This window comes from Leisingera sp. ABD4_442 (genome assembly GCF_056160905.1).
The window spans coordinates 312,771-337,517 of the sequence record NZ_JBSWYB010000001.1; the positions used below are offsets into that span (position 1 = coordinate 312,771).

Genomic DNA, 24,747 nt, shown 5'->3' on the forward strand with positions numbered 1-24,747 from the left:
AAATGGTGCGCCGTTTTTTAGTTCCCGCAGTTGTTCTCGCCTCGGCCAGCGCCGTGGCCATCCCGCTGGCCGCAGGCAGCGGCCAGGACAAAATGAAACCCGCCAGCTTTGACTGCCCGCCGGGCCTGACCCGGCAATCGGCGCGATGCGTGCCGCCGGGCTACGCCAAAAAATTCTACCGCCGCGGCGATCACATCCTGGATGATTATGTCTGGATCGGCGATCCGGGCGGCTGGGCGCCGGACCCCTATGGCACCTATGTGCAGGCCGGCGGCTATGTCTATCAGGTGAACCGCGAAACCCAGAAGGTGCTGCGCCTGATCGGCGCTGCGGACACGCTCTCTCAGTAATAGCCGGGCAGCGCAGTCAGAGAGCGGCCATTGCCGCCAACGCCTGGCCTGTCTCCTCATCGGCAGGAAACAGCATCTCGATCCTCAGCTCCGACATGGCCAGATCGCCGGTGCCGCCGAACTGGGTGATGGCGGAGAAGAAGGACAGTACTTGCCCGCCCAGCCGGTAGCGGGCCGGGATCACCGCTGGCAGCACGCTCTCCTGCGGCGGCGCATGGGCCGCAGTGTTTTCTTGCAGCCGGGCCACCGCCTTCTCAAGCACCGGGTCGGCCCCGAAATACACAAGCTCTGTCCTGAGCCGTGCCAGGCTGTGCCGCTCCACCTCCTCCAGATTGTCCAGCGCCGCCCGCAGCGCCGCATTCTCCAGGAGCGCCCCGATCAGGCTGCTGCCCTTCTCCACCCCTGCACCGCCGAGCATTTTCTCCATCGGCGGGTTCATCTCCAGCAGCCGCCAATGCCGGTCGATCATCATCGCCGGAAAAGGCGCATGCGCCGCCAGCATCCGCTCCGCCGCCTGCCTCAGCGGCGCCAGCGCTGCATCCTCCGGATCCCGGCTCGCATAGGCAGGCGCCAGCCCCGCTGCCGTAAGCAACTGGTTCTGCGCCCCGCCTGGCAGCTGCAGCGCCTCGCTCAGCCGCAGCACCATACCCCGGCTTGGACGCGCTCGGCTGCTCTCCAGAAACGACAGGTGCCGGGCTGAGACCCCAGCCTCCAGCGCCAGCTGCATCTGGCTCATCCGCCGCAGGCTGCGCCATTTCTTCAGAACCGCGCCAAAGCTCTCCGCCATCCACTGCCTCCCTTTTCAACAGCATAAGGGCTTGCGGCCGGGAATTCACTTACCCCACAGGTAATTGTTTTGCCTCCCTTCGCCACTGCACCCTGCAACGGAGATTGTACAGGAGCCCCCAATGACCCACACCGCCGCCATCCGCATCCTCAAGACCGCCTCCATCCTTTCAGCAGCCTTTGGCCTCGCCATGGTGCTGGCCCTGGCCACGCCCTTGGCCCTTCCGCTGAGCCTGTTCATCGACCTCGCATTCCTGCCGGTGGACGGCGCCCAGGCGCTGGCGCCCGGCGCGGCCTCACTGATGACAGCCATCAGCGGCGGGCTGATGTGCGGATTCTGTGTGCTGATCTATCTGTTGACAGAGCACGTCTACAGCACCGATCCGGCCCTCGGCCGCCGCCTGCTGATCCCGGCGCTGCTGGCCTGGTACATCCCTGACAGCCTCGGCTCCCTCGCCGCCGGTGCCTGGTTCAACGTGGTGATGAACACGGCCTTCCTGGCGCTGTTCCTGGTTCCGCTGCTGCTGGCCCGCCCAACTGCCGTGCAACCCGCATAAGAAAGGGGGCGTCATCGCCCCCTGTTCACCTTTGCAGAAATACTCCGGGGTGAATTGGCCAACGGCCAAGAGGGGCAGCGCCCCTCCCACCTCAAACGCTTCCCTTACTCCGCAGCCACCTTCCGCGCCGCCAGAATGTCCTTCAGATAGCGCCCGGTATGGCTGCGCGGTTCGTCCGCCACTGCTTCGGGCGTACCGGCCGCAACAATCTCGCCGCCGCCGTCACCGCCCTCGGGGCCAATGTCGATAATCCAGTCGGCGGTCTTGACCACATCCAGGTTGTGTTCAATCACCACCACCGAATTGCCCTGCTCCACCAGCTCGTGCAGCACCTCCAGCAGCTTCTTCACATCCTCGAAATGCAGGCCGGTGGTCGGTTCATCCAGAATATACAGCGTCCGCCCGGTGGAGCGTTTCGATAGCTCCTTGGACAGTTTCACCCGCTGTGCCTCGCCGCCGGACAGCGTGGTCGCCTGCTGGCCCACCTTGATATAGCCAAGGCCAACCCGCATCAGCGCATCCATCTTGTCGCGGATCGCCGGAACTGCCTGGAAAAACTCCTGCGCATCCTCCACGGTCATATCAAGCACATCGGCGATGCTCTTGCCCTTGAACTTGATTTCCAGCGTTTCCCGGTTATAACGCGCGCCCTTGCAGGTCTCGCAGGTCACATAAACGTCGGGCAGGAAGTGCATTTCGATCTTGATAACCCCGTCACCCTGGCAGGCCTCGCAGCGGCCGCCCTTGACGTTGAAGGAAAACCGCCCGGGTTTATACCCCCGCGTCTTGGCCTCCGGCAGGCCGGCAAACCAATCGCGGATCGGGGTGAAGGCACCAGTGTAAGTGGCTGGATTCGACCGCGGCGTGCGCCCGATCGGGCGCTGATCGATGTCGATCACCTTGTCCAGATGCTCCAGCCCCTTAATGCTCTCGCAAGGCGCTGGTGTCTGGCGCGCGCCATTAAGCCGCATCGAGGCAGTTTTGAAAAGCGTCTCGATGGTCAGCGTCGACTTGCCACCGCCGGATACACCGGTCACACAGACAAACTTGCCCAGCGGGAATTCGGCCGTCACCTCTTTCAGGTTGTTGCCGGTGGCCTTCACCACCTTGATCTTTTTCTTGTTGCCCTTTCGCCGCTTGGAAGGCACCGCGATCTCCCGCGTGCCCGCCAGATACTGGCCGGTGATCGAGCCAGCGTCAGACGCAATGGCTTGCGGCGTGCCGTGGCTCACCACCTCACCGCCATGCACCCCGGCACCGGGCCCGATATCAAAGACATAGTCCGCCTGCCGGATCATGTCCTCGTCATGCTCCACCACGATCACGGTGTTGCCCTGGTCGCGCAGGTTCTTGAGCGTGCCGATCAGCCGGTCGTTGTCGCGCTGGTGCAGGCCAATCGACGGCTCATCCAGCACATACAGCACCCCGGTCAGGCCAGACCCGATCTGGCTCGCCAGACGGATGCGCTGGCTCTCGCCGCCCGACAGGGTGCCGGAATTGCGGCTCAGCGTCAGGTATTCCAGCCCCACGTTATTCAGGAAGCCCAGCCGCTCGCGGATCTCCTTGACGATGGCGCGGGCGATCTCCTGCTTCTGCTGGCTCAGATGGTTCGGCACATCCTCGATCCAGGCCAGCGCCTCGCGGATCGACAGCTGCACCACATGGCCCACATGCCTCTCTGCGATCCGCACCGCCAGCGCTTCCTCGCGCAGCCGGTGTCCGCGGCACGCACCGCAGGAGCGGTTGTTCTGATAGCGTTCGAACTCTTCACGGATCCAGTTCGAATCCGTTTCGCGGTATCGCCGCTCCATGTTCGGGATCACGCCCTCGAACGTGCGCTCCACCTGATAGACCCGACCGCCCTCGTCATAGCGGAACAGGATTTCTTCGTCGCCCGAGCCATAGAGGAATACCTTCTGCACCTTCTCGGGCAGGTCTTTCCAGACTGTGTTCTTGTCAAACTCGTAGTGCCGCGCGATGGCCTCGATGGTCTGCAGGAAATAGGGCGACTTGCCCTTGCGCCAGGGCGCCAGCGCGCCGTCATAGACCTTCAGGCTCTGGTCCGGCACCACCAGCCGCTCGTCAAAGAACAGCTCAACCCCCAGACCGTCGCATTCCGGGCAGGCCCCGAAGGGCGCGTTGAAGGAAAACAGCCGCGGCTCGATCTCCGGGATGGTGAAGCCACTGACCGGGCAGGCAAAGTTTTCGCTGAAGGTGATCCGCTCCGGGTCACCCTCCTTGGGCGCGGTTTCCAGAATGGCAATGCCATCGGCCAGATCCAGCGCCGTTCGCAGGCTGTCCGCCAGCCGGGTCTCCATGCCCTCGCGCACCACCAGGCGGTCGACCACCACGTCAATGTCATGGCGGAACTTCTTGTCCAGCGTGGGCGGTTCGTCCAGTTCATAGAACTCCCCGTCCACCTTCACCCGCTGGAAGCCCTGCTTACGCAGCTCCAGGAATTCCTTCTTGTACTCGCCCTTGCGGTCGCGGACGATCGGCGCCAGCAGATAGCCGCGGGTGCCCTCCTCCATCTCCATGATCCGGTCGACCATGTCCTGCACCTGCTGCGCCTCGATGGGCAGCCCGGTGGCCGGCGAATAGGGCGTGCCTGCACGGGCAAACAGCAGACGGAGATAGTCGTAGATCTCGGTCACGGTGCCTACGGTCGAGCGCGGGTTTTTCGAGGTGGTCTTCTGCTCAATCGAGATCGCCGGAGACAACCCGCTGATGTGATCCACATCCGGCTTTTCCATCATGTCGAGGAACTGGCGCGCATAGGCACTGAGCGATTCCACATAGCGGCGCTGGCCCTCGGCATAGATGGTGTCGAACGCGAGGCTGGACTTGCCCGAGCCCGAAAGGCCGGTGATCACCACCAGCTCATCGCGCGGAATATCCACGTCGATGCTCTTCAGATTGTGCTCGCGCGCGCCGCGCACTTCGATGGATTTCAGCTCAGCCATAATGCCCCCGTGCCCGCGCCGCCGAACCCATGGCGGACGCCCGCCCTACAGATAGGGAATGCGGTGGAAAACGCCAAGCCCCAAAAGAGAACAATGCGCGAACAGGATGAAACTTGCTGACAGCAGCTGGCAGCAGCCGGAAAACCTGCGTTTTCCGGCCCGGAATTCGCCGCGAATTCCGCCGCGCCGCGCCCGGCGCGGCGCTTGGCCCAACGGGAACGGTCCCTGAAAAGGGGCCGGTGACGGGCGGGAGCGGCTGCTAGGCCCAGGCCCTCCGCCGCGCCGCCAGCAGCTGGTGCACCAGAATGCCCGCCAGGAACAGCGCGCAAACCACCATCATCATGCCGCCGTAACCCGCCACCCCCAGAGCCGCCAGCAGCAGCGGCGTGCCGATCACATTGCCAGCATTGCCCGCCTGCGACATGGCACCGTTTGCCTCGGCCTGATCCGCCGCAATGATGTTCAGCTGCGGAACACAGGCAAAGCTTCCGCTCTGCACCAGGCCAAAGGCCGCCGCCAGCGCAAAGCACGCCAGCCAGTCCCCCGGCATCGCCCACAGCCAAAGCCCGCCCGCCGCACAGAGGGCAAAACCAACCTGGATCAGCTGCACCGCCGGCATCACCCGCAGCAGCGCCACCCCGATCACCATAGACGACGCGATGGAGATCAGCGGAAACGCCCCCATCACAAACCCCCGCTGCCCCTCTGGAAGATGCGGCGGCAGCACCGTCAGCAGCGCCACAAAGCAGGTGGTGTAAAACAGCCAGCCCGCGGCCGGCGCCAGCTTGAACGGCGAGCGGTAGATCTGCAAATGCAGCGCTGGCAGCTTGGCAAGCTGCGGCATCGGCTGGCGCGGCGGCACCGGCAGATCCCGCATCGCCCAGTGCAGCAGCACCGCCAGTGCGGCCATCAGCACCGCATGGGCGGCAAACAATGCCAGCAGGCCATACGCAGCCACCAGGGGCAACCCCAACCAGTTCAGCAGCGTAAAGGCGACGCCAAAGAAGGTGCTCCACACCGTCAGCGCTGTGCCCCGTTGCCGGTCATTCGCCAAGAGCGCCATCAGCGTCGGCCCCGCCACCACGATGCCCAAGTGAGACAGGCCCTCGGCCACACGGGTGACCAGGAACAGCCCATAGGGCAGATGAAGCACCTGCAGCGCTGACATCGCAGCGCCAGTCCACAGCGCCCAGACCAGCGCCCGCCGGTAGCCAAAGGCAGAAACAAACAGCCCGGCCACCGCCCCCAGCAAAATTCCCAGCACGCCGGTCATCGACACGCTCAGGCTCAAGCCTGCGCCGGCCTCCGGATACAGCGCGCCAAGCTGATCAAAGACAACCGACACCTTGCCGTATTGCGCCGCTGCACCCAGCCCCGCGGCCCAGACCGCCAGTATCGCGCCCCAGCGGCTCGCTGTTTCTGCCATGTGACTTCCTTTCGGCCTTTGCCCTTGCAACAGAATGTGCCGACGCCCGGCCTGTTCCTCATAAGGATGCCGCCGCTCTCCGGCCAGCCGCCAATTGCAGCGATCAAGGACTTGAATAAAAGGGCGGAGCCCCCTTCTATACCCGCAGCCTTGCAACCAAACGTTTCGAGCCCCGATGCGCTACATGCCCTATGACCCGGACTTCGACGCCCATGCACTCAACCCGTTCGAAGCAGAGAAAGCCCGGCTGTTTGACACTGGCCTGACACTGGACAAAGACAGCGGACCGGACAGTGGCACACAATGCCACGGCACCCTGGTTCTGCGCGGCTTTGATCAGGACACGGCTGAGGCAACGCTGGCACGCCACCGGCCCCGCCACCTGCTGCTGGCAGGCGGAAAAATCACCAGCCTCGCCTGCCTGGACTGCCTGCCGGATCTGAAAACGCTGGCCCTGATGGACCTCCCCCGGCTCGAAACGCTGGCGTCCGCTGACTGCCTCAGATCCCTTGAAACCCTGATCGTGGAAAGCTGCAGCCGGCTGCTGGACATATCCGCCCTTTGCGCCATGCCGCACTTGCAGACCCTGCGCCTCAGCGGTCCTGCACTGGGCGGCGGCTGGAAGAAGATCTCCATGCAACCTCTTAAAACTCTTCACAGCTTGCGAAACTTGTCGCTGGCCGGGCTGCGCACGCCGGATGAGTCGCTGGACTGCTTCCATGCCCTGCCCGCGCTGGAAACGCTGGAGCTGGACGGCGCCTGGCCCGCCCGCGAATTGGCCCGGGTGGCGGCATTGCAGCCGCATCTGGTGCGCCGCGCCACCTTCCTCAAACCGCTGGTCGCCAGCGCCCATGGCAGCAGCATGAGCTTCTTTGACGTGGATCCCGCTGCCTACCCAGTGGGAAAAATCTCTTATATGGCCAGCGGCAAACGCCGCCCCTCAGACCTGCGCCCCGGACGTGATGACCGCAAGATCGGGAAAATCACCCGGGAGTGGCAGGCCTGGGTTGAGGAGTTTTCTTCAGGCTGTTCAGCACCTTAACAGCGCTTCTTCAAAATTATAAGGCGGCCCGCACAGGACCGCCTTTCGAAATCCGCCGCCCGGGCAGCCTACATATGGATCACACGGCCATAGGCGTCGAGCACCGACTCATGCATCATTTCGCTCAGCGTCGGGTGCGGGAAGACGGTGTTCATCAGGTCTTCCTCAGTGGTCTCCAGCTGGCGGCCCACCACATAGCCCTGGATCATCTCAGTCACCTCGGCGCCAACCATATGGGCGCCCAGCAGCTCGCCGGTCTTGGCGTCGAAGATGGTTTTCACCATGCCCTCTGCCTCTCCCAGCGCAATTGCCTTGCCGTTGCCGATGAAGGGAAAGCGGCCGACCTTGATGTCATAGCCCAGCTCCTTGGCTTTCGCCTCAGTATAGCCGACGGAGGCCACCTGCGGCTGGCAGTAAGTGCAGCCGGCAATGCTTTCGGGCTTCACCGGGTGCGCGTGTTTGCCCGCGATCAGCTCCGCCACCATGACACCCTCGTGCGACGCCTTATGCGCCAGCCAAGGCGCGCCGGCGATGTCGCCAATAGCATAAAGGCCGTCAACGCCGGTGCGGCAGAATTCGTCAGTGATCACATGGGTGCGGTCGACCTTGACGCCCAGTTCTTCCAGTCCCAGCCCCTCGACATTGCCGACGATACCCACGGCAGAGATTACGGTGTCGAAGTCGTGCTTCTCGACCTTGCCGCCGGTCTCGATATGGGCGGTTATTTTGCCCTTGCCGCGGTCCAGCTGCTTGACCATGGCTTTCTCCATGATCTTCATGCCCTGTTTTACAAAGGCCTTCTTGGCAAAGGCAGAGATTTCCGCGTCCTCGACCGGCAGCACCCGGTCCATCACCTCAACCACCGTGGTGTCAGCACCCAGCGTGTTGTAGAAGCTGGCAAACTCGATGCCGATGGCGCCGGAGCCGATGACCAGCAGCTTTTTCGGCATCCGAACCGGCTGCAGCGCGTGCTTGTAGGTCCAGACCAGATCGCCGTCGGCTTCCAGCCCCGGCAGCTCGCGCGCACGGGCGCCGGTGGCCAGCACAATGCTTTTGCCGGTCAGCTCCCGCACGCCCTTGTCCGTCTTGACCGACACTTTGCCTTTGGCCGGAATGGACGCCTCGCCCATCACCACGTCGATCTTGTTCTTCTTCATCAGATGGCCGATGCCGGAAGACAGCTGTTTCGCCACCCCTCGCGAGCGTTTCACCACCGCGTCCAGGTCATAGCCGATGTTCTCTGCCTTCAGGCCGAAATCCTTGGCCCGCTCCATCAGGTGGAACACTTCCGACGACCGCAGCAGCGCCTTGGTCGGGATGCAGCCCCAGTTGAGGCAGATGCCGCCCAGGTGCTCTCGTTCAACCACGCAGGTTTTCAGCCCCAGCTGTGCGGCACGGATGGCGGCAACATAGCCCCCCGGCCCGGCGCCGATTACGATCACGTCATAGGATTGTGCGGCCATGGTGTCCCCTCGCCTCGAACAGGTTCCAAAAACTAGTTTACCGTTAAACTAGTTTTTTCTGCACTGCAATCATCCTGTGCTGCAGGATAGCAGGCCGGCAGTTTCCGGCCATTTTTGCAACACCAGCCCAATCAGGCTATGCCGCGGGCGGGCGTCCCGCCAGCACAAATTTCCGCCAAGACCGTGAAAACGCAGCGTTGCGCCTGCTGCAACGGAAAACGCCGCGCCCCGGTCAGGGCGCGGCGTTTCCAATCCGGTATCAGGAGCCGGGCGTCAGCCGGCCGCTTGCACCTGCCGCACGGTTTCGCCATAGCCGCCCGCCATTACATAGTCGAGCTCAGGCCCGGTGCTGGCGCGGTGCAGCGCCTCGTTGCGGTAGGGGAAGCGGCCGAACTGGCGGATCACTTCGCGGTGCGCGCGCGCGTGCAGCAGATTGCTGGTGCCGGTCTTCGGCATCCGCTCCATCATCAGGCGGATGCAGCGTTCCTGGTCGCACAGGTTCTCAGAATGCATCAGTGGCAGGTAGAAGAACTGGCGCGCCGGTTCGTCGATCTTCATGTCCCATTTCTTGTTGATGGCCACTTTGGCCGCCGACATCGCCGCCCGGTCAGAAGCGAAGGCCTTGCCCTCGCCGCGGAACATGTTGCGCGGGAACTGATCCATCAGGATGATATAGGCCAGCGTGCCGCTGGGGTAAGTCAGCCAGAAAGAGAACCTGCCTTCGCAGGCCTCTTCCCAGGTTTTTTGAAACGTCGCGCGGATCTCCTCATCCAGCGCGTCATCCTGCAGATACCATCCCTTCTCCCCGACTTTGTCGAGCCAGAATGCAAGTATCTCTTCGGGACCAGCCATCGGTCGTAACTCCAAGTTTCTCCTGACCCTATCTTCAGGCCATTTTACATTACCTTTACAAGTAAGCTTGGGTCACAAATTGCAACAGGCAAGGGTCCTGTGTGAAATAATCCTCACAATTCCCGCTAGTTAGCGCAATCAGCCTGTTTCCTGGGCAGTTTCTTGCTCCTCCAGCTCTGTCTCGATGGCGTATTCCTGTGCAAACTCCACAGCCACCGGGGTCGCGGTGGGCGACATAGCGGTAAAGCTGCCGGTTTCTTCCACCGGGGTGGAGGCCCGCTGCGTCGCGCGGTAAGCGGCATAGGCAGCCATCACGAACATCAGCGCCGCGATGAAGCTAAAGAACCCCGGAGGCCCGAAAACCGCATCGCTCATCAGCCAGCCGGTGATCACCGGGCCGGCAATGGCGCCCAGCCCGTTGATAAACACCAGCCCGCCCGACGCTGCTGCCATGTCGTCATGGTCCAGGTAATCGTTGGTATAAGCGATCAGCAGCGAATAAAGCGGGTTCGACAGGCCCCCGATAAAGAAGGCCGCCACCAGAAGCATCTTGAAATCGGCGCCGAACAGGAAACCCGCAACCGCGCCGCAGGCGCCAAACAACGCAACAAACAGGATCAGCACCCGGCGGTCCATGCGGTCGGACAGCCAGCCCAGCGGATACTGCAGAATGGTCGCCCCGACATAGAAAGTGGCGACAAAGATCGACAGCTGGGTCAGCGTCAGGCCTGCGGCGGCGCCGTAAACCGCGCTCATGCCGAACTGGGCCGAGAACACCCCACCCAGCAGGAACATGCCAACGCAGCCCAGCGGCGAGATTTTCATCAGCTGCTTCAGCGACATCGGCTTGGTGGTGTCAAAGGCCGGGGTCGGCGAAATCGATAGCAGAATCGGGCCAAAGGAGATCGAAACCAGAATCGACGCAATGATGAACGCCTCATAGCCCGCCGGATCGCCGATCTGGATCAGGCCCTGCGCCGTGATGATGCCGATCATCTGCACGATCATGTAAAGCGACAGCGCCTTGCCCCGGTTGGTGTTGTCGGCGGCATTGTTCAGCCAGCTTTCCGCCGTCACATACACACCGGAAAAGCAGAAGCCGATGACCACCCGCCCCAGGCCCCAGGCGAGGGTGTTGGGCAGGATCGGATAGAGGATCATCACGGCAGAAATGAACGACGCCAGCGCCGCAAAAACGCGCACATGGCCGACGCGGCGGATCATCTCCGGCGCCAGCCGCGACCCGCCCAGGAAGCCGACGAAATAGGCCGCCATCACCAGCGACATCTCAAAGGAGGAAAACCCCTCAAGGTCGCCGCGGACCCCCAGCATGGTGCCCTGCAGGCCGTTGCCCACCATCAGCAAGCATACCCCCAGCAACAGCGCCCATGCGCTCGACAGCACCTGCAGCATTTCATGCCTCCTTCGAAAGCAAAGCAGCCCTCCACAGGGGACGGGCTGCCAACACATTTGAATGTTATGTCCTGGCGATCAAGGCTCAGGCGCCTTGTATCGCCGATTCCGGTTTCAGTTTCGTGACTCTGTTTGCGCTGTCAGAGCCCGCAGTTGCGGCGCTTGTCTATGATTCCGCGCCGCTGTTCTCAGATGTATTCGCCTTGGCCGGGATCAAAAGCGACGCATCGCCGTAAGAGAAGAACCGGTAACGGTATTCAACTGCATGGGTATAGATCCGCCGGATCTCCTCCTGCCCCATCAGCGCCGAGACCAGCATCAGCAGGGTCGACTTGGGCAGGTGGAAATTGGTCATCAGCGCATCGGCCGCCTGAAATTCAAACCCCGGGTAGATAAAGATGTCGGTATCGCCTTCCCAGGGACGGATCTGCCCGTCCCTGGCGGCGCTTTCGATCAGCCGCAGCGCCGTGGTTCCAACCGGGATCACCCGGCCGCCCGCCGCCTTGGTCGCCGCGATTTCCGCCGCGGCCTCCCCGCTCACCTTGCCCCATTCCGCATGCATCCGGTGGGTGGTCACATCCTCCACCTTGACCGGCAGGAAGGTGCCCGCGCCCACATGCAGCGTGACATAGGAAATCTCCACCCCGCGCGCCTGCAGCGCCGCCAGCAGCGGCGCGTCGAAATGCAGCGAGGCCGTCGGTGCCGCCACCGCGCCCGAGTTTTTGGCCCAGACGGTTTGATAGTCGGTCTTGTCCTGCTCATCCGCCGCGCGTTTGGCGGCAATATAGGGCGGCAGCGGCATCGCGCCGGCCTCGGCCAGCGCCGCGTCGAAATCGGTGCCGCTCAGGTTAAAGCGCAGATGCCCCTGGCCATCGGCGATCTCTTCCAGCCTGGCGCTCAGATCTTCGGAAAAGACGATCTCTTCGCCTGCTTTGATCTTTTTCAGCGGCTTCAGCAGCGCCGCCCAGCTGCCATCGGCGCGCGGCTCCAGCAGGGTTGCCTCGATTTTCGCCGCAACCGGCCCTTGCGCACTGTCCCGGTGGCGCAGGCCGCTGAGACGCGCGGGGATCACCTTGGTGTCATTCAGCACCAGCCGGTCGCCAGGCTGCAGCCAGTGGACCAGATCGGTCACCTGGCCGTCGTGCAACGCGCCGCCCTCTGCCACCAGAAGGCGGGCCGAACTGCGCGGATTGGCAGGCCGGGTGGCAATCAGATCGTCGGGCAGGTCAAAGTCGAAATCGCTGAGTTTCATGCCGCGCGATATAAGGCCCGCCGCAGCGGAAATCCATGGGGTTTCCGCGGTTTTTGGCGCGTTACTTGTCCGCGCCGCGCGGTTCGCGGTACTGCCGCCGCTCTTCCTGCGCGGCCTCTTCTTCGGCCGTAAAGGCGCGCTGCTGGCCCGGCACCTCAGGTGCTGGCCCGCGGAAGATTTCCCGCAGGAACCCCGGCGCCAGCCCGGCCAGCGGGTTGACCGACACATCCGGGTTTTCCGCGGTGCCGCGCAGGGTAAAGGTGAACCCGATCAGCCCCTCGCCATCGCGCGGCGCCAGCAGCCGGCCTATGGCGTTGACCAGATAGATCGGTGAAATCACCCCCCGCATGTTCAGCGCAGTGCTGTTCAGGTCGAAATTGCCGTCCAGCGACAGCCCCATCGACGGACCAACCGCGCTGCTTTGATGCAGGATCAGATGCGAGGCGCCCAGCCGGAACCGTCCGTTCATGCTGGTAAACAGGATGCCCTGGCCAGTCATCTCGTCCAGCAGGCCGACCAGGCTTATCGCGTTCAGGATCGCTGCCATCGACGGGGCATTGCGGACCCGGATATTGCGCACCTCAACCCTGCCGTCATATTCGCCCGGCTTGCCTGCCGGAACCAGCGTCATGTCAAAAGACCCGCCGCGCCCATGTTCGAACACCCCGGCAGAGCGGAACACCCCGCCCGCATCATTAGCCCGGATCCGCGCCGCAGTGCCGCCGTTCTGCGGCACCACCGTGCCAGCCACCGGCGTCTGCCCGTTCAGCCGCGCGGTAAAGTCCCCGTTCATGCCGCCCTGTGTCGAGAACCGGCCCTGGAAGTTCTGCAGGCCGATGCTGTCGGTGACCTGCAGGTTCTGCAGACGCAGCGATACCGGCACCGATGCGCCGCCGCTGCTGGCGCCGCCGCCGCTGTCCGCGGTTGCGGCAAAGGGGGAGCGGTAGAGGTCCAGCCGCCCGCCCGTTACCTCAATGGCCGGCGGCGCATTGCCCCGGCCGCGGAAGGTGACCGCCCCGCGGAACCAATCGCCGGCCTGAACGCTGCTGAACACGGCCTGATCCAGCCCGCCGCCCTGGCGCGTGGTCACCCTTCCTGCGGCCGTCAGCCCTGGCGCTTGCAGTTCCAGCCGCTCCACCGTTGCCGTTTGCCCCAGCGTGGCTGTCAGCGACAGCTTGCCGGCGGCCGCTTCGCTCTTGCGCCAGCTGATCTCCGGAATGCGCAGGCCCACACCAGCCAGATCCGACTCCAGCTCCAGCCGCGGCGGCGCGCCCGGCGCCAGATGCACCGCATAGCGCCCCTGCCCCGTGCCGGAAACGGCACCGCGCGGCAGGCCGATATTGAAGGCCTCCACCGCCGCCTCCGACAGCTCGATGCTGCCTTCGGCGCTGCTGTCCTGCGGCGCGTCCTTGCCGATCTTCTGCGACCAGCTGGCCGTCAGCGGCACCCCGGACAGTCTGCCCGCACCGCTGATGCGCACCTGGCTCTGATCACCGGTCACCTCCAGCACCTCTGCTCCCGCCACATGGCCGGGCACCAGCTTGCTGCTTTCGACACCGCGGATCTGCCCGCGGTAATGATAGAGGATCTCCTCCACCGGCACCTCTTTCTGCAAGGGCAGCGCCAGGGTGCCTTCGGCCTCCACCTGGCCCTCGGCCAGCGCCACCGGCAGGCCGGCCTTGTCCATCACACGCAATGGTTCACGGTTCAGCAAGGACAGCGCAGCCGTGGCAGAGCCCTTTGCCCGGATCCGCGCAATCCCCGGCGTGCCGTCCTTGGCCGAGACATCCGGTATGATGAAGGAAGTGCCGGCAACATCCACCCCGCCGCCCTGCTCCGGCGTCACGGTGCCGGCCGATGCCGTTACCACGAACCGCTGGCCGTAAAGGCTCAGCTGTCCGGCGGCCTGGCGCACCGGCGGCATGAACTTCTGAAACAGCACCTCGGCCCCGGTGAAAGCCAGGTCCAGGCTGACAAACGGTTTGCCGCTGCCGCGCCCGCGCATGTGAAAGCCAACATCCTGCACCTGTCCGGAGCGCAGATTATCACGCACCCATTCGCGCGGCTTGGGCGCCAGCACCTGCGGCCACAACACCTTGACCCGCTCCACGCTCACCCGGTCGACACTTCCGTTCAGATCGTAGTTCCAGCCCTCAGCCCCGGCCCCGACGGAGCCATCGAAATGAATGCGGCTTCCGCCGTCGCGCACCAGCATCTCCCCCAGCCGCAGCCGGAAGGGCCTGAGCCGCAGATCGAAATCCGCGTCCACCGCGGGGAATTTCACCGGCGTTTCAAACAGCCGGCGCGGGTTCAGCTCCAGATCAGAGAACCGCAGCTGCCCCACCAGCCCGCTCAGCTGGCCGTTCTCCACCCCGGCCAGGCGCGCCTGCCCCTGCATCACCCCGGAGCCCCAGCCGCTTTGCACTGCCAGCTCAGAGAATTCCAGCAACTCCCGCGCCGGATCAAAGGTGAAATAGCTGCGCGCACCGCTGATCGGCACCGGGCGGGTCTGCGCCGCGGGCTGGATCACCCCTTCGCCGATCCGCAGGCTCGCCTGCACCGGCTCCAGCACGCCGCCCTCAGCAATCCCGCCCCGCAAAGAGCCGGAGATCGGCGCCCGCAGCACCCCCAGCCAGCCAAGCGCCGGGCTTTGCAGCGCAATATCCTCGCTGGCGATATCCGAAACCAGCACCCCGAAATCTGCCTCCGCGCTGCCGATCTCCGAGCTGTAGCTGGCTTCAACCGTGCCCACATCGCCGCGGCCGCTGAGAACCGAAAACACCGCCGACAGCGACACGCTGCCGCCGTCCTTCTGCAACCCGATCCGGCCGCCGTCCAGGGTCCAGCCCCGGCCCAGCCGGTCATCGGTATAAGACAGCGTCAGGGCGCTGGTCTCCAGCTCGGTCAGCGCCGCCAGCACCGGCTTTTGCAGCTGGCTGTCCCATTGCTCGATCAGCTGCGCCAGGTTGCCCGCCTGCCGGTAGGGCAGCGCCCCTTCGCCGAAACTCAGCGCAAAGGATCCGTCCTTGTTGCGCCGCAGCGCCGCGAACAAGCCGCTGAGTGCAATCCGCTTGGGCTGCACCTGGCCGCGCAGCAGCGGCCGCATCGCCAGGCTTGCCTGGGCATCGGCCAGCTGCGCAAACACCGCCCCGTCCGGATGGCGCAGCACCACGTTCTGCAGGCTCACCCGCGGGCGCCAGCCCTTGTTGACCACCACATGGATGGCGCCGAATTCAATCTGCAGCCCGTTCAGATGCCGCTCAATCCGTGACTCGACCCGGCTGCGCACCCACTCCGGCGCGTCCAGCCGGGTGCCGATGCCGAAGTAAACCGCGCCCGCGCCCAGAAAACACAGCAGCGCCAGCAGCCAGATGCCGCCGCGCAGCAGCCGCCAGGGCCAGCGCCGCTGCCGCGCCGGCGCGGCAACGCCGCCGCTCTGCGCAACCGGCTCCGGGCCGCGGACAGGCACCGCCTCGGCGGCTGGCCCCTTATTGTCGCCAGCAGGTTTGATCTCAGCTTTCCCTTTGCTGCTCATGGGTTATGTTGGCCGCGCAGTGATTTGCGCAGATGACAGGAGACAGGCCAATGCTCGACGTTTCAGATCCCGCCCCTTCCTTTAACCTGCCCCGCGGCGGCGGCGGAGAGGTCACATTGTCCAGCCTCAAGGGCGCGCCCGTGGTGCTGTTCTTCTATCCCCGCGATAATACGCCCGGCTGCACCAAAGAATCCATCGCCTTTTCAGAGGCTTTGCAGGCATTTGCCGATGCCGGCGCTCACGTTTTCGGGATTTCAAAGGACAGCCTCAAGAAGCATGAGAATTTCACCGCAAAACACGGGCTGACCACGCCGCTTCTGTCGGATGCGGACAGCACCGTCTGCGAGGATTACGGCGTGTGGAAAGAAAAGAGCATGTACGGCAAAAAACACTGGGGCATTGAGCGCTCTACCTTCCTGATCGGGGCCGACGGCCGCATCGCCCGCGTCTGGCGCAAGGTAAAGGTCGACGGCCACGCCGAGGAAGTGCTGGAAGCGGTCCGCGCCCTCTGAGTACTGCGCTGTGCAAACACGTCGGCAGCACTCCCGCCAGCTCTGCCCGCGCCCTGCCGGACCCAAGGCTGCCAGGGCGATTAGCCTGCTAATCGCCCGCAGGCGCGGGAGCGTTCCGGTTTCCGCTCTGGACTCCGCCGCAGAAATCAGATGAACCCGCCCCTGCAATGTCCCAGCCGCCCCGCCGCACCAGGAGAGACACATGACTGATCAGCCCCTTTCGCTTGCCGAACGCGCCGCAGAGGTGCTGACCACCGCTGACGGGCGTGCCAAGACCGCCCTGTCGCGCCAGCATGCGGCTGAGTGGTTCGCCAGCCGCAAGGGCGAGATGCCGCAGATCCCCACCGGCACCGCCTCCCCTCCGATGCACCCGGCACGCCCCCAGCAACCCGAACTCCTGAACCCGCGCGACGTGCCCAAGCGCAAGCCCGGGTCCGAGGCCGGTCGCCTCGCCCTCCTGCACGCGGTGGCCCATATCGAACTCAATGCCGTCGATCTGCACTGGGACATCATCGCCCGCTTTTCGCATGTGCCGATGCCGCTGGGGTTCTTTGACGACTGGGTTAAGGCTGCAGATGAGGAATCCAAGCATTTCAACCTGATGTGCGACTGCCTTGAAGCGCTGGGCAGCCACTATGGCGCCCTTCCCGCACATGCCGGAATGTGGCGCGCCGCAGAGGACACGGCAGACGACCTGATGGGCCGCCTTGCCGTGGTGCCAATGGTGCTGGAGGCCCGCGGTCTCGACGTGACCCCCGGCATGATCGAGGTTTTCCGCAAAGCAAACCTCCCCCAGGCCGTCGAAGCGCTGGAGCTGATCTATGCCGAGGAAGTCAGCCATGTCGCCTATGGCTCCAAATGGTTCAACTTCCTTTGCGGCCGGGACAACCTGGATCCCAAAGAGACGTTCCACGCCCTGGTGCGCAAATATTTCCGCGGCGCTCTGAAGCCGCCCTTTAACGAGGAAAAACGCGCCGACGCCGGCCTGCCGCCCGATTTCTACTGGCCGCTGGCAGATCAGGTGAAACCGCTGCCCGGCTGGTGAGCGCGGCAGCCGCAGCACCTGCCGCTGCCGGCCTGTAACAATCCTCACGACGTCCCGGCGGCCGGATCACCTGCCGGTGAGATCCTGCTACAGCGGATTGAAGATGCGTCTGGCATCCCGATGTTCGGCGGCAACACAGCCCGCACAGGAGACCGAACCAAATGACAACTGCCAGCCGCAGCGCCCTTCCCGCCCTGAACACCCAAACGCTGGGCCTCATGTTCATATCCGGGTTCTTCGCCACCAATGCCTTTGACCTCTGGGGGCAGCTCATCAGCCCCGGCTTGGGCTTTGCCAATCTGTCGCCGCATGGGCTGGCACGCAGCCTGCTGGGCAGCCTCGGCCTGCCCAACGGCGATTTTGCCGGCTATTTCGTGCATTTCTACCTGGTCGGGCTGATCGGCTACCCGGCAGGCTGGCTGTTCCTGTTCAAACCGGCCTGGTCCCGGGTGACTGGCCGCGGCGGCTGGCTCCTGCCTTCTGCCCTTTACGGCTTTGGCCTGTGGCTCTTTGCCATCGGCGGCATCACCGCCATTGCCGGGCTGCCGTTCTTTCTGAACTTCACCGGAATCGCCTGGGTCGCCCTGGCCGGCCATGTGCTCTACGGGATCGTCATGGCCTGCGTCCTGCGCCTGGTTGCACGCTCCGCCAGCTGACCCAGTCAGCCCCCGGCCCAAGCCCCGGTATCTTCGGCAGAATTCCGCCTATACCGGGGCCGCATCCGCCGCATCTGCGGCGGATGGGTCAACAGGCTTGCCCAAATGGCCCGCCCTGTCTATTCACTTCGCCCAAGGCACCGGCACCGCCCTGCGGCACCGGCACTGGACGGGATGGAACAGGGACCAGACATTGCGCACACGGCTCGCGATCAGAATTCACAGCTTTCTCGAACGCCGCTTCCCGGAACGGCGGGTCTTCCTGAAATCCGACAGCGACACGCGCTTTATCCGGCTGCGTTCTGAAACCCAGCTGGTTGCGGTGGCCGGCATCACGCTGTTCGTGGCCTGGGCCATCGTTGCCACTGCTATTGTGCTGATGGACAGCATTGGCGCCGGCAACTTCCGCGAACTCGCCAAACGCGACCAGCAAACCTACCGCGAACGCCTGAATGCGATCTCTGCCGAACGCGACGCCCGCGCCGAGGAGGCCCTGGCCGCGCAGGAGAGGTTCAACGCGGCGCTGACCCAGATTTCCATGATGCAATCCGAGCTGCTGGCTTCTGAGACCCGCCGCCGCGAGCTGGAAACCGGGATCGAGGTGATCCAGTCCACCCTGCGCGATACCATGACCCAGCGCGACACCGCCCGCAAATCGCTGGCCCAGCTGAAACAGGACACCCAGGACGAAAACGCCGCCCATGCCGCCATGGCCAGCGCCTCAGCCCAGATGGATCTCCTGGCAGGCGTGCTGACCGACACCGCGGCAGAACGCGACCAGATCATGGCCGACGCCCGCGACGCGATCGGCCAGCGCGATGAGCTGGAGCTGGAACTGCAGCTGATGAATGAGCGCAACGGCCAGATCTTCCGCCAGCTGGAGGAAGCGGTGGCGGTTTCCGTCACCCCGCTCGACAAGATGTTCCGCAACGCAGGAATGCCGCCCGACCGGATCCTGGAACAGGTGCGCCGCGGCTACAACGGCCAGGGCGGGCCGCTGGAACCGCTGGCGATGTCCACCCGCGGCGAGGAACCCAGCCCCGAAGCGCTGCGCGCCAACGCCATCCTGGCCAAGCTGGACCAGCTGAACCTCTACCGGCTGGCGGCGCAGCAGGCGCCCTTTGCCACGCCGGTGAACCTGGGCCAGGTGCGCCAGACCTCCGGCTTCGGCTACCGCCGTGACCCCAAGACCGGCGGCCGCCGCTTGCATAAGGGATCGGATTTCGCAGGCGGCACCGGCACAAATATCTTTGCCACCGCGGACGGCGTCGTCACCCACGCCGGCTGGCAATCCGGTTATGGCCGGCTTGTCACCATCCGCCACGCTTTCGGCATTGAAACCAGATATGCCCATAACTCGAAACTCCGCGTGACAAAGGGCCAAAGGGTCTCGCGCGGGGATCACATTGCTGATATGGGTAACTCCGGACGGTCCACCGGGACCCACCTCCATTACGAGGTCAGGGTCAACGGGCAACCTGTAAACCCCATGATCTACATCAAGGCTGCGAGAAATGTTTTCTAAGAGCAAAATCAACGAGCCCGGGCCGAAGCAGGCCGACGCAACCCCGGCACCCGCGGCGGCCCCGGCAGCTGCGCCTGCGGCCAGCGACTACAAATCCAGCGCGCCCAAGGCCAAACCCGCTGCGTCGCTGCTCAGCTCTGACCTGCACATCACCGGCAACGTCAAGACCACTGGCGACATCCAGGTCGAAGGCACCGTCGAAGGCGACATCCGCGCGCATCTGCTGACCGTCGGCGAAACCGCCACCATCAAGGGTGAAGTCACCGCCGATGACGTGGTCATCAACGGCCGCATCGTCGGCCGTGTGCGCGGCCTCAAGGTCCGCCTGACCGCCACCGCGCGGGTCGAGGGCGACATCATCCACAAGACCATCGCCATTGAGTCCGGCGCCCATTTCGAAGGCTCCGTGCAGCGCCAGGACGACCCGCTGAACCCGGGCGGCCGCAAGGCAGCTCCGGCCGCTCCGGCGCCCGCCGCCGCTCCGGCCCCCTCAGCCGCCGTGCAGGCCGCGACCGCCGCGCACAAGGCCGAAGGCTGAGCCATCCCAGGCCTGCCAGCCCGCATCTGATACAAGCAGCGCCGCGAGCCTCCCCGCGGCGTTTTTCGTGGGCAAGCCCCCTTGGGCAACGGGGCTGATACCTCCCGTCCGCCGCACGCTATAGGCAACCGCCGATCCCGCCGGCCAAAGCCACCTATGAACATTCCCAGCTTCCGCACCGTGCAGCCCTGCCGCAAACCTCTAGCCATCCATACTTTCAAGGATTTTAGGAGGCTGATTTGGCAGGACTTGGCGAACCGATTACCGAACCGGATGAAACCCTGGTGCAGGATCCTGTCTACCTGACGGAGGGAAAAGATCGATTTGTCCCTCTCTCCGATGCGCCCTTGGCAAAAAGAGACTGGGTGCACGGCCAAGCCGGCGATGATGAAATTTACGGTGGAGGCGGCTACGACACACTGATTGGCGGCACCGGCGATGATACGCTTTCAGGCGACAACGGCCACGACTCTCTGGTTGGCGGCGAAGGCAATGACTGGCTGGTCGGCGGCAATGGCAATGGCTTTGACGAGGATACCCTCTATGGCGGCGCCGGCAGTGACACGGTGGAAGGCGGCGAAGGATCCGACTATTTCGACGGCGGTGCCGGCGATGATCTGATCGTGACTGGATTCCGCAACCAAAGAACCCTGCCTCAGGACCGCTATGCTTTTGACGACACGGTCTTTGCCGGCGACGGCAATGATACCATCCGCATCACCGACTTCTACTTTGGCGGCGACGTTCTGATCCGCGGCGGCGAGGGCACCGACATGCTGTCGGTCGGACATCTGGACCACATCCAGCGACTGGTGCTGGGCGAAGAGGAATCGATCGAGATCCTAGCCACAAACGGCACTCTCTACGGCTCAGAGACCGATGATCTGATCGACCTTTCCGGTGTTCAGCAGGTCTGGTCCAGCGAAACGTGGGACCAATATCCGCACCATGGCGTGACGTTACTCACATTCGGCGGCAACGACAGCTTCATCGGCTCCCGCGAGGATGACACAGTCCAGGGTGGCGATGGCAATGATACCCTGAAAGGCGGCAGCGGCGCCGACGTCTTCTATGGCGAAGCGGGCGACGACATCCTGCTTGGCGAAAACGGCGAAGCGCGCCTCTATGGCGGAAGCGGCAATGACAGCCTGGAAAGCGATCTGCGGTCTGACGCAGCCTTCAATGATTACCTCGATGGCGGCGTCGGCCATGACATCTTGTCTTCCGGCAACGGCAACGACCAGCTGTTCGGCAAAAATGGCGAAGACACCCTGCTCGCAGGCGGTGGAAACGACAAACTGTCCGGCGGTGCAGGCGCAGATTCGCTGGCTGGCGGCGATGGCAAGGACCGGCTCTCCGGCGGCGCGCAAAGCGACACCCTGATTGGCGGCGCGAACGGCGACAAATTGCATGGCGGCGGTCACAATGACCGGCTGCTGGGCGAGAGCGGGCGCGACCGTCTCAAAGGCGGGGGCGGCGATGACTTTCTTGACGGAGGATCAGGACGCGACCGCCTGCTCGGCGGCGCAGGCAACGACATTCTGCAAGGCGGCCGCAAAGCAGATGTTTTTGTGTTCAAGCAAGGCGATGGCAACGACACGATAACCGACTTCACAGAGAACCGGGACCGGATCCAGATCAGCAGCGGCGCGTCCAGTCTGGAACAGCTTGGCTTTGAAACCCAGGGCGGTGATGTTCTGGTCTCCTTCGACGATGTGACCATTCTGGTCGAGAACATCACCCTGGAGCAGCTTCAGGACACGGACAACTTCCTGTTCTGAGCCCTGCCGCCGGCCAAATTCCCAGGCGCGTCCCGCGGCGCGCCTGTTTTTCCCGTTTAAGCAGTTCTCAAAGCCTGCTGCCCCCTGTCCGCAATTCCGCCCCCCGCATTTTCTCTCGACTTCGGAAACTGCAATTCTAGTTGGTTTCCTCGACACCAAAATACCCGCAGCACGCGGGCGTAATGCCATACCGGGGGGAAAACTATGGCACAGTTCACTGTATTTGATTCCAAATTCGCCTGGGGAAAACAGCTGCCGGAAAGCTTCTGGGACCTTACCGGCACCAGCATGGTCGCTGACAGCTGGGTCTCTGAAACAACTGCCAGCCAAGTGATTATCGCAGGCGAACTCAGCGGCGGGGGCAGTTTTCTGCTGACTTTAGATGGCAGTTTTTCCCTGTCCAGAAAACAGGCTAGCGGCACAATTACAGGGTTCAGTCTGCAAAAGGACGGCTCAGATGCCGTCACTGCGACCGGCCTGGCCCTGTCCTATGAGGCCAGCAGAAGCGGCCATCTTAATGCCTTCCTCACCAGTTTTGCCGCAGACGGGCTGAAAGGCGATGATTTGATAGAAGGCCCCAAAGGCAGCAGTCTCTGGGCGGCCGGGCGCGGAAATGACACCATTGATCCGGGCCGTGGAAATGACACCGTCCTCGGCGGCCGCGGCACCGATACGCTCATTATTAATTCTGATTTGGCGGACGCCAAAACAGGGGCCTGGGAGGGCAGTCTCGGGGTCAAACATGCAGGCGGCCGGGACAGTTTCAAATCTGTGGAATTCCTTCAATTCAACGACCGGACAATTGCCGTCACCAAAGCCAAGGCGGACGCGGCAGAAACCGAAGGCGATACCTACGCAGAGGAAAACCGGGACGTGATGGCCGGCTCCGGTGCCGCCGACAATCTGCTGGGGCTTACCGGACGGGACACGCTCTACGGCGCCGCAGGCGACGACACGCTGGACGGCGGCGCCTCAGGCGACCTTCTGATCGGCGGCAGCGGCCGCGACAGCCTCAGCGGCGGCAAGGGCGGCGACAAGCTGCGCGGCGATGCTGGAAAGGACACGCTGGAAGGAGGCGCCGGCCAGGACCGCCTGCAGGGCGGCGGCGGCGATGACAGCCTGTCCGGCGGAAGCGGCACCGATGTGGTGAAGGGCGGCAAGGGCGCCGACACGCTGAACGGCGGCGACGGCAACGACACGCTGTCCGGCGGCGCAGGCAAAGATCTGCTGCTCGGCAATCAAGGCGACGACGTGCTGACCGGCGGCGCCCATGCGGACGTGTTTGTCTTCCTTAAAGATCATGGCAACGACACGATCACCGACTTCACTGCAGGCCTTGACCAGATCGGCATCGGCCGCGGCGCCTCTGGCCTGGAACAGCTGGAATTCGAACAACAGGGCGACGACGTTCTGGTCTCCTTTGCAAATGTGACCATCCTGGTTGAGAACATCACCGTGGAGCAGCTCCAGGACGCGGGCAACTTCTTGTTCTGAAACTGCCACCAGCCCGCTGGCCTGGCGCGCCCCGCGGCGCGCCATTTCCCTTTCCCATCCACCGGCCCGCGGCCGGCGGACGGGAAGGACACGCAGCGTGCCAGGCTGCCGGACTGGCCAACCGGGTCCCAGGCAGGCACCGCGCCATCCGGATCGCGTATTAGCTTCCTGCTTTCCTTACCTTGCAAGTAAGAGTTGACAACGCTAATGAACCGTTAAAGACGCGGCAGCCCCGCCAGCGTGTTGATCAAAACAGGAATTCACGGAATGGCGACAATTACCGTAAACGATCTGAACGGAAGCTGGTCCCTGGCGGACCTGAACTCCCCGGACTTCGCAAATGCGCAGATCACCACGCAAACCTCCAGCCTGATCGTGTTCACCGGCACCAATGGCGCCGGCTTCAACCTCACCGGGGATTTTTCCTCGGCGTCCCGCTTTTCCTGGACCATAACCGGGATCAACATCACCTCGCACGGCACATCGGTGATGTCCCTGACCGGGTTCTCGATGAACCTCTTTACCTTCTCCACCCTGTCCGGTGCTCAGGCAGAAGCCCGTATTCTCGCCAGCAGCGACACGATCACTTCCAACATGTCGCAGGGCCAGCTGTGGCAGGCCTATGGCGGCGATGACACCATCTCGCTGGGCACCGGCGATGACACGGTTAACGGCGGCACCGGCACCGACCGGCTGATCATCAGCGACCGTTTCGCCGATGCAGAGCTGTCTTCCAGCTTTGGCAGCGTGACCATCAGCTCCGCCGATGGCCGCGACCGGATTTCCTCCATCGAACAGCTGGAATTCTCTGACCGCACCTTCGCCTTGCAGGCCGGCTCCTCCCTCAGCAACAGCCTGTCCGGCGACTCCTCTTCCCCTTCCAGCGACCTGATCCTTGGCGGCCGCGGCGACGACACGATCTCCGGCCACTCCGGCAGGGATCTGCTGCTGGGCGAAGAGGGCGATGACCGGATCCTGGGCGGCGGCGGCCGGGATACCCTCAAGGGCGGCGACGGCAACGACGCTTTGCTGGGCGGTGCTGCCCGCGACCGCCTGTTCGGCGGCTTCGGCGATGACAGCCTCGACGGCGGCCGCCACGGCGACCAGCTGCTGGGCGAAGGCGGCAATGACACGCTCAAGGGCGGGTCCGGCAAGGACCGCCTGGAAGGCAACTCCGGCAATGACCAGCTGTTCGGCGGCAGTGGCAGCGACACGCTGTCCGGCGGCTCCGGCCGCGACACCCTGCTGGGCCACAAAGGCAATGATCAGCTGACCGGCGGCAGCCAGGCCGACATCTTTGTCTTCCACAAGGGCCACGGCAACGACACGATCACCGATTTCACCGCAGGCGAGGATCACATCCAGATCGGCCGCGGCGCCAACCGGCTGGCACAGCTGGAGTTCGAAAGCCAGGGCGATGATGTCCTGGTCTCTTTTGCAAATGTCACCATCCTGGTGGAAGACATCACCGTGGCACAGCTGCAGGACGCAGACAACTTCCTGTTCTGACCCCTGCCCGGCCACCGGTTCCAAGGCGCGCCCTGCGGCGCGCCTTTT

General features: G+C 64.0%; 19 protein-coding genes. 11 read left to right on the forward strand and 8 right to left on the reverse strand.

What is annotated here, in order from left to right:
* The first annotated feature begins 2 nt into the window (after positions 1-2).
* Positions 3-350 carry a hypothetical protein gene (locus ACXAHG_RS01480; RefSeq protein ID WP_475043071.1) on the forward strand — a complete coding sequence of 116 codons (348 nt, stop codon included), beginning with the start codon at positions 3-5 and terminating at the stop codon, positions 348-350.
* A 16-nt stretch (positions 351-366) separates the two neighbouring features.
* On the opposite strand, the gene ACXAHG_RS01485 is transcribed toward ACXAHG_RS01480, so the two are convergent.
* Entirely contained in the window at positions 367-1,137 is a 771-nt protein-coding gene (locus tag ACXAHG_RS01485; protein WP_475055535.1) for a helix-turn-helix domain-containing protein, read from the reverse strand.
* A gap of 121 nt (positions 1,138-1,258) precedes the next feature.
* Here ACXAHG_RS01485 and ACXAHG_RS01490 point away from each other — a divergent pair, with 121 nt between their 5' ends.
* Positions 1,259-1,693 carry an excinuclease ABC subunit A gene (locus ACXAHG_RS01490; RefSeq protein ID WP_475043068.1) on the forward strand — a complete coding sequence of 145 codons (435 nt, stop codon included), beginning with the start codon at positions 1,259-1,261 and terminating at the stop codon, positions 1,691-1,693.
* 104 nt (positions 1,694-1,797) lie between these two features.
* On the opposite strand, the gene uvrA is transcribed toward ACXAHG_RS01490, so the two are convergent.
* Both uvrA and ACXAHG_RS01500 read right to left on the reverse strand, forming a co-directional pair.
* On the reverse strand, positions 1,798-4,656 hold the full coding sequence (uvrA, locus tag ACXAHG_RS01495; RefSeq protein ID WP_475055536.1) for an excinuclease ABC subunit UvrA: 2,859 nt from the start codon (positions 4,654-4,656) through the stop codon (positions 1,798-1,800).
* A 259-nt stretch (positions 4,657-4,915) separates the two neighbouring features.
* Entirely contained in the window at positions 4,916-6,082 is a 1,167-nt protein-coding gene (locus ACXAHG_RS01500; protein ID WP_475043064.1) for an MFS transporter, read from the reverse strand.
* A 175-nt stretch (positions 6,083-6,257) separates the two neighbouring features.
* Here ACXAHG_RS01500 and ACXAHG_RS01505 point away from each other — a divergent pair, with 175 nt between their 5' ends.
* A complete protein-coding gene (locus ACXAHG_RS01505) occupies positions 6,258-7,124 on the forward strand; it encodes a leucine-rich repeat domain-containing protein (protein ID WP_475055537.1) in 867 nt (288 codons plus the stop codon).
* Between the two features lie 68 nt (positions 7,125-7,192).
* Here the strand turns inward: ACXAHG_RS01505 and lpdA are convergent, their stop codons facing one another.
* From lpdA to ACXAHG_RS01530, 5 genes are all read right to left on the reverse strand, one after another.
* The gene (gene lpdA, locus ACXAHG_RS01510) at positions 7,193-8,587 is read right to left on the reverse strand and encodes a dihydrolipoyl dehydrogenase (RefSeq protein WP_475055539.1); all 1,395 of its coding nucleotides are present in this window, start codon (positions 8,585-8,587) and stop codon (positions 7,193-7,195) included.
* A gap of 273 nt (positions 8,588-8,860) precedes the next feature.
* A complete protein-coding gene (locus tag ACXAHG_RS01515; protein WP_475043059.1) occupies positions 8,861-9,439 on the reverse strand; it encodes a DUF924 family protein in 579 nt (192 codons plus the stop codon).
* Between the two features lie 138 nt (positions 9,440-9,577).
* Entirely contained in the window at positions 9,578-10,852 is a 1,275-nt protein-coding gene (locus tag ACXAHG_RS01520) for an MFS transporter (RefSeq protein ID WP_475055541.1), read from the reverse strand.
* Between the two features lie 166 nt (positions 10,853-11,018).
* On the reverse strand, positions 11,019-12,104 hold the full coding sequence (gene queA, locus ACXAHG_RS01525; protein ID WP_475055542.1) for a tRNA preQ1(34) S-adenosylmethionine ribosyltransferase-isomerase QueA: 1,086 nt from the start codon (positions 12,102-12,104) through the stop codon (positions 11,019-11,021).
* A 61-nt stretch (positions 12,105-12,165) separates the two neighbouring features.
* Positions 12,166-15,639: a YhdP family protein gene (locus ACXAHG_RS01530; protein WP_475055544.1), complete on the reverse strand. Its 3,474-nt coding sequence runs from the start codon at positions 15,637-15,639 to the stop codon at positions 12,166-12,168.
* A 50-nt stretch (positions 15,640-15,689) separates the two neighbouring features.
* Between ACXAHG_RS01530 and ACXAHG_RS01535 the strand changes: the two genes are divergently transcribed.
* The 8 genes from ACXAHG_RS01535 (at position 15,690) to ACXAHG_RS01570 (ending at position 24,699) form a co-directional block, all read left to right on the forward strand.
* Positions 15,690-16,151: a peroxiredoxin gene (locus tag ACXAHG_RS01535; protein ID WP_475055545.1), complete on the forward strand. Its 462-nt coding sequence runs from the start codon at positions 15,690-15,692 to the stop codon at positions 16,149-16,151.
* Positions 16,152-16,353: 202 nt separating this feature from the next.
* Positions 16,354-17,196, forward strand: a complete 843-nt coding sequence (locus tag ACXAHG_RS01540; protein WP_475055547.1) for a ferritin-like domain-containing protein — start codon at positions 16,354-16,356, stop codon at positions 17,194-17,196.
* Positions 17,197-17,357: 161 nt separating this feature from the next.
* The gene (locus ACXAHG_RS01545) at positions 17,358-17,852 is read left to right on the forward strand and encodes a hypothetical protein (protein WP_475043048.1); all 495 of its coding nucleotides are present in this window, start codon (positions 17,358-17,360) and stop codon (positions 17,850-17,852) included.
* A gap of 193 nt (positions 17,853-18,045) precedes the next feature.
* Positions 18,046-19,377 carry a DUF5930 domain-containing protein gene (locus ACXAHG_RS01550; RefSeq protein ID WP_475055548.1) on the forward strand — a complete coding sequence of 444 codons (1,332 nt, stop codon included), beginning with the start codon at positions 18,046-18,048 and terminating at the stop codon, positions 19,375-19,377.
* Complete coding sequence (locus ACXAHG_RS01555) at positions 19,367-19,915, forward strand: bactofilin family protein (RefSeq protein ID WP_475043043.1); 549 nt, start codon at positions 19,367-19,369, stop codon at positions 19,913-19,915. The genes ACXAHG_RS01550 and ACXAHG_RS01555 overlap by 11 nt, the downstream gene beginning before the upstream one ends.
* A gap of 239 nt (positions 19,916-20,154) precedes the next feature.
* The gene (locus ACXAHG_RS01560; protein ID WP_475055550.1) at positions 20,155-21,696 is read left to right on the forward strand and encodes a calcium-binding protein; all 1,542 of its coding nucleotides are present in this window, start codon (positions 20,155-20,157) and stop codon (positions 21,694-21,696) included.
* A 204-nt stretch (positions 21,697-21,900) separates the two neighbouring features.
* Positions 21,901-23,190: a calcium-binding protein gene (locus tag ACXAHG_RS01565; RefSeq protein WP_475055551.1), complete on the forward strand. Its 1,290-nt coding sequence runs from the start codon at positions 21,901-21,903 to the stop codon at positions 23,188-23,190.
* A 267-nt stretch (positions 23,191-23,457) separates the two neighbouring features.
* Positions 23,458-24,699, forward strand: a complete 1,242-nt coding sequence (locus ACXAHG_RS01570; RefSeq protein ID WP_475055552.1) for a calcium-binding protein — start codon at positions 23,458-23,460, stop codon at positions 24,697-24,699.
* Positions 24,700-24,747: the final 48 nt, after the last annotated feature.

Excerpts from the sequence above, each read along its gene's own strand:
- lpdA (WP_475055539.1), bottom strand. The coding sequence starts at position 8,587 with ATGGCCGCACAATCCTATGACGTGATCGTAATCGGCGCCGGGCCGGGG.
- ACXAHG_RS01490 (WP_475043068.1), top strand. The coding sequence starts at position 1,259 with ATGACCCACACCGCCGCCATCCGCATCCTCAAGACCGCCTCCATCCTT.
- ACXAHG_RS01530 (WP_475055544.1), bottom strand. The coding sequence starts at position 15,639 with ATGAGCAGCAAAGGGAAAGCTGAGATCAAACCTGCTGGCGACAATAAG.
- queA (WP_475055542.1), bottom strand. The coding sequence starts at position 12,104 with ATGAAACTCAGCGATTTCGACTTTGACCTGCCCGACGATCTGATTGCC.
- ACXAHG_RS01555 (WP_475043043.1), top strand. The coding sequence starts at position 19,367 with ATGTTTTCTAAGAGCAAAATCAACGAGCCCGGGCCGAAGCAGGCCGAC.
- ACXAHG_RS01545 (WP_475043048.1), top strand. The coding sequence starts at position 17,358 with ATGACAACTGCCAGCCGCAGCGCCCTTCCCGCCCTGAACACCCAAACG.
- ACXAHG_RS01480 (WP_475043071.1), top strand. The coding sequence starts at position 3 with ATGGTGCGCCGTTTTTTAGTTCCCGCAGTTGTTCTCGCCTCGGCCAGC.
- ACXAHG_RS01565 (WP_475055551.1), top strand. The coding sequence starts at position 21,901 with ATGGCACAGTTCACTGTATTTGATTCCAAATTCGCCTGGGGAAAACAG.
- ACXAHG_RS01520 (WP_475055541.1), bottom strand. The coding sequence starts at position 10,852 with ATGCTGCAGGTGCTGTCGAGCGCATGGGCGCTGTTGCTGGGGGTATGC.
- ACXAHG_RS01570 (WP_475055552.1), top strand. The coding sequence starts at position 23,458 with ATGGCGACAATTACCGTAAACGATCTGAACGGAAGCTGGTCCCTGGCG.
- ACXAHG_RS01535 (WP_475055545.1), top strand. The coding sequence starts at position 15,690 with ATGCTCGACGTTTCAGATCCCGCCCCTTCCTTTAACCTGCCCCGCGGC.
- uvrA (WP_475055536.1), bottom strand. The coding sequence starts at position 4,656 with ATGGCTGAGCTGAAATCCATCGAAGTGCGCGGCGCGCGCGAGCACAAT.
- ACXAHG_RS01505 (WP_475055537.1), top strand. The coding sequence starts at position 6,258 with ATGCGCTACATGCCCTATGACCCGGACTTCGACGCCCATGCACTCAAC.
- ACXAHG_RS01485 (WP_475055535.1), bottom strand. The coding sequence starts at position 1,137 with ATGGCGGAGAGCTTTGGCGCGGTTCTGAAGAAATGGCGCAGCCTGCGG.
- ACXAHG_RS01515 (WP_475043059.1), bottom strand. The coding sequence starts at position 9,439 with ATGGCTGGTCCCGAAGAGATACTTGCATTCTGGCTCGACAAAGTCGGG.
- ACXAHG_RS01540 (WP_475055547.1), top strand. The coding sequence starts at position 16,354 with ATGACTGATCAGCCCCTTTCGCTTGCCGAACGCGCCGCAGAGGTGCTG.
- ACXAHG_RS01500 (WP_475043064.1), bottom strand. The coding sequence starts at position 6,082 with ATGGCAGAAACAGCGAGCCGCTGGGGCGCGATACTGGCGGTCTGGGCC.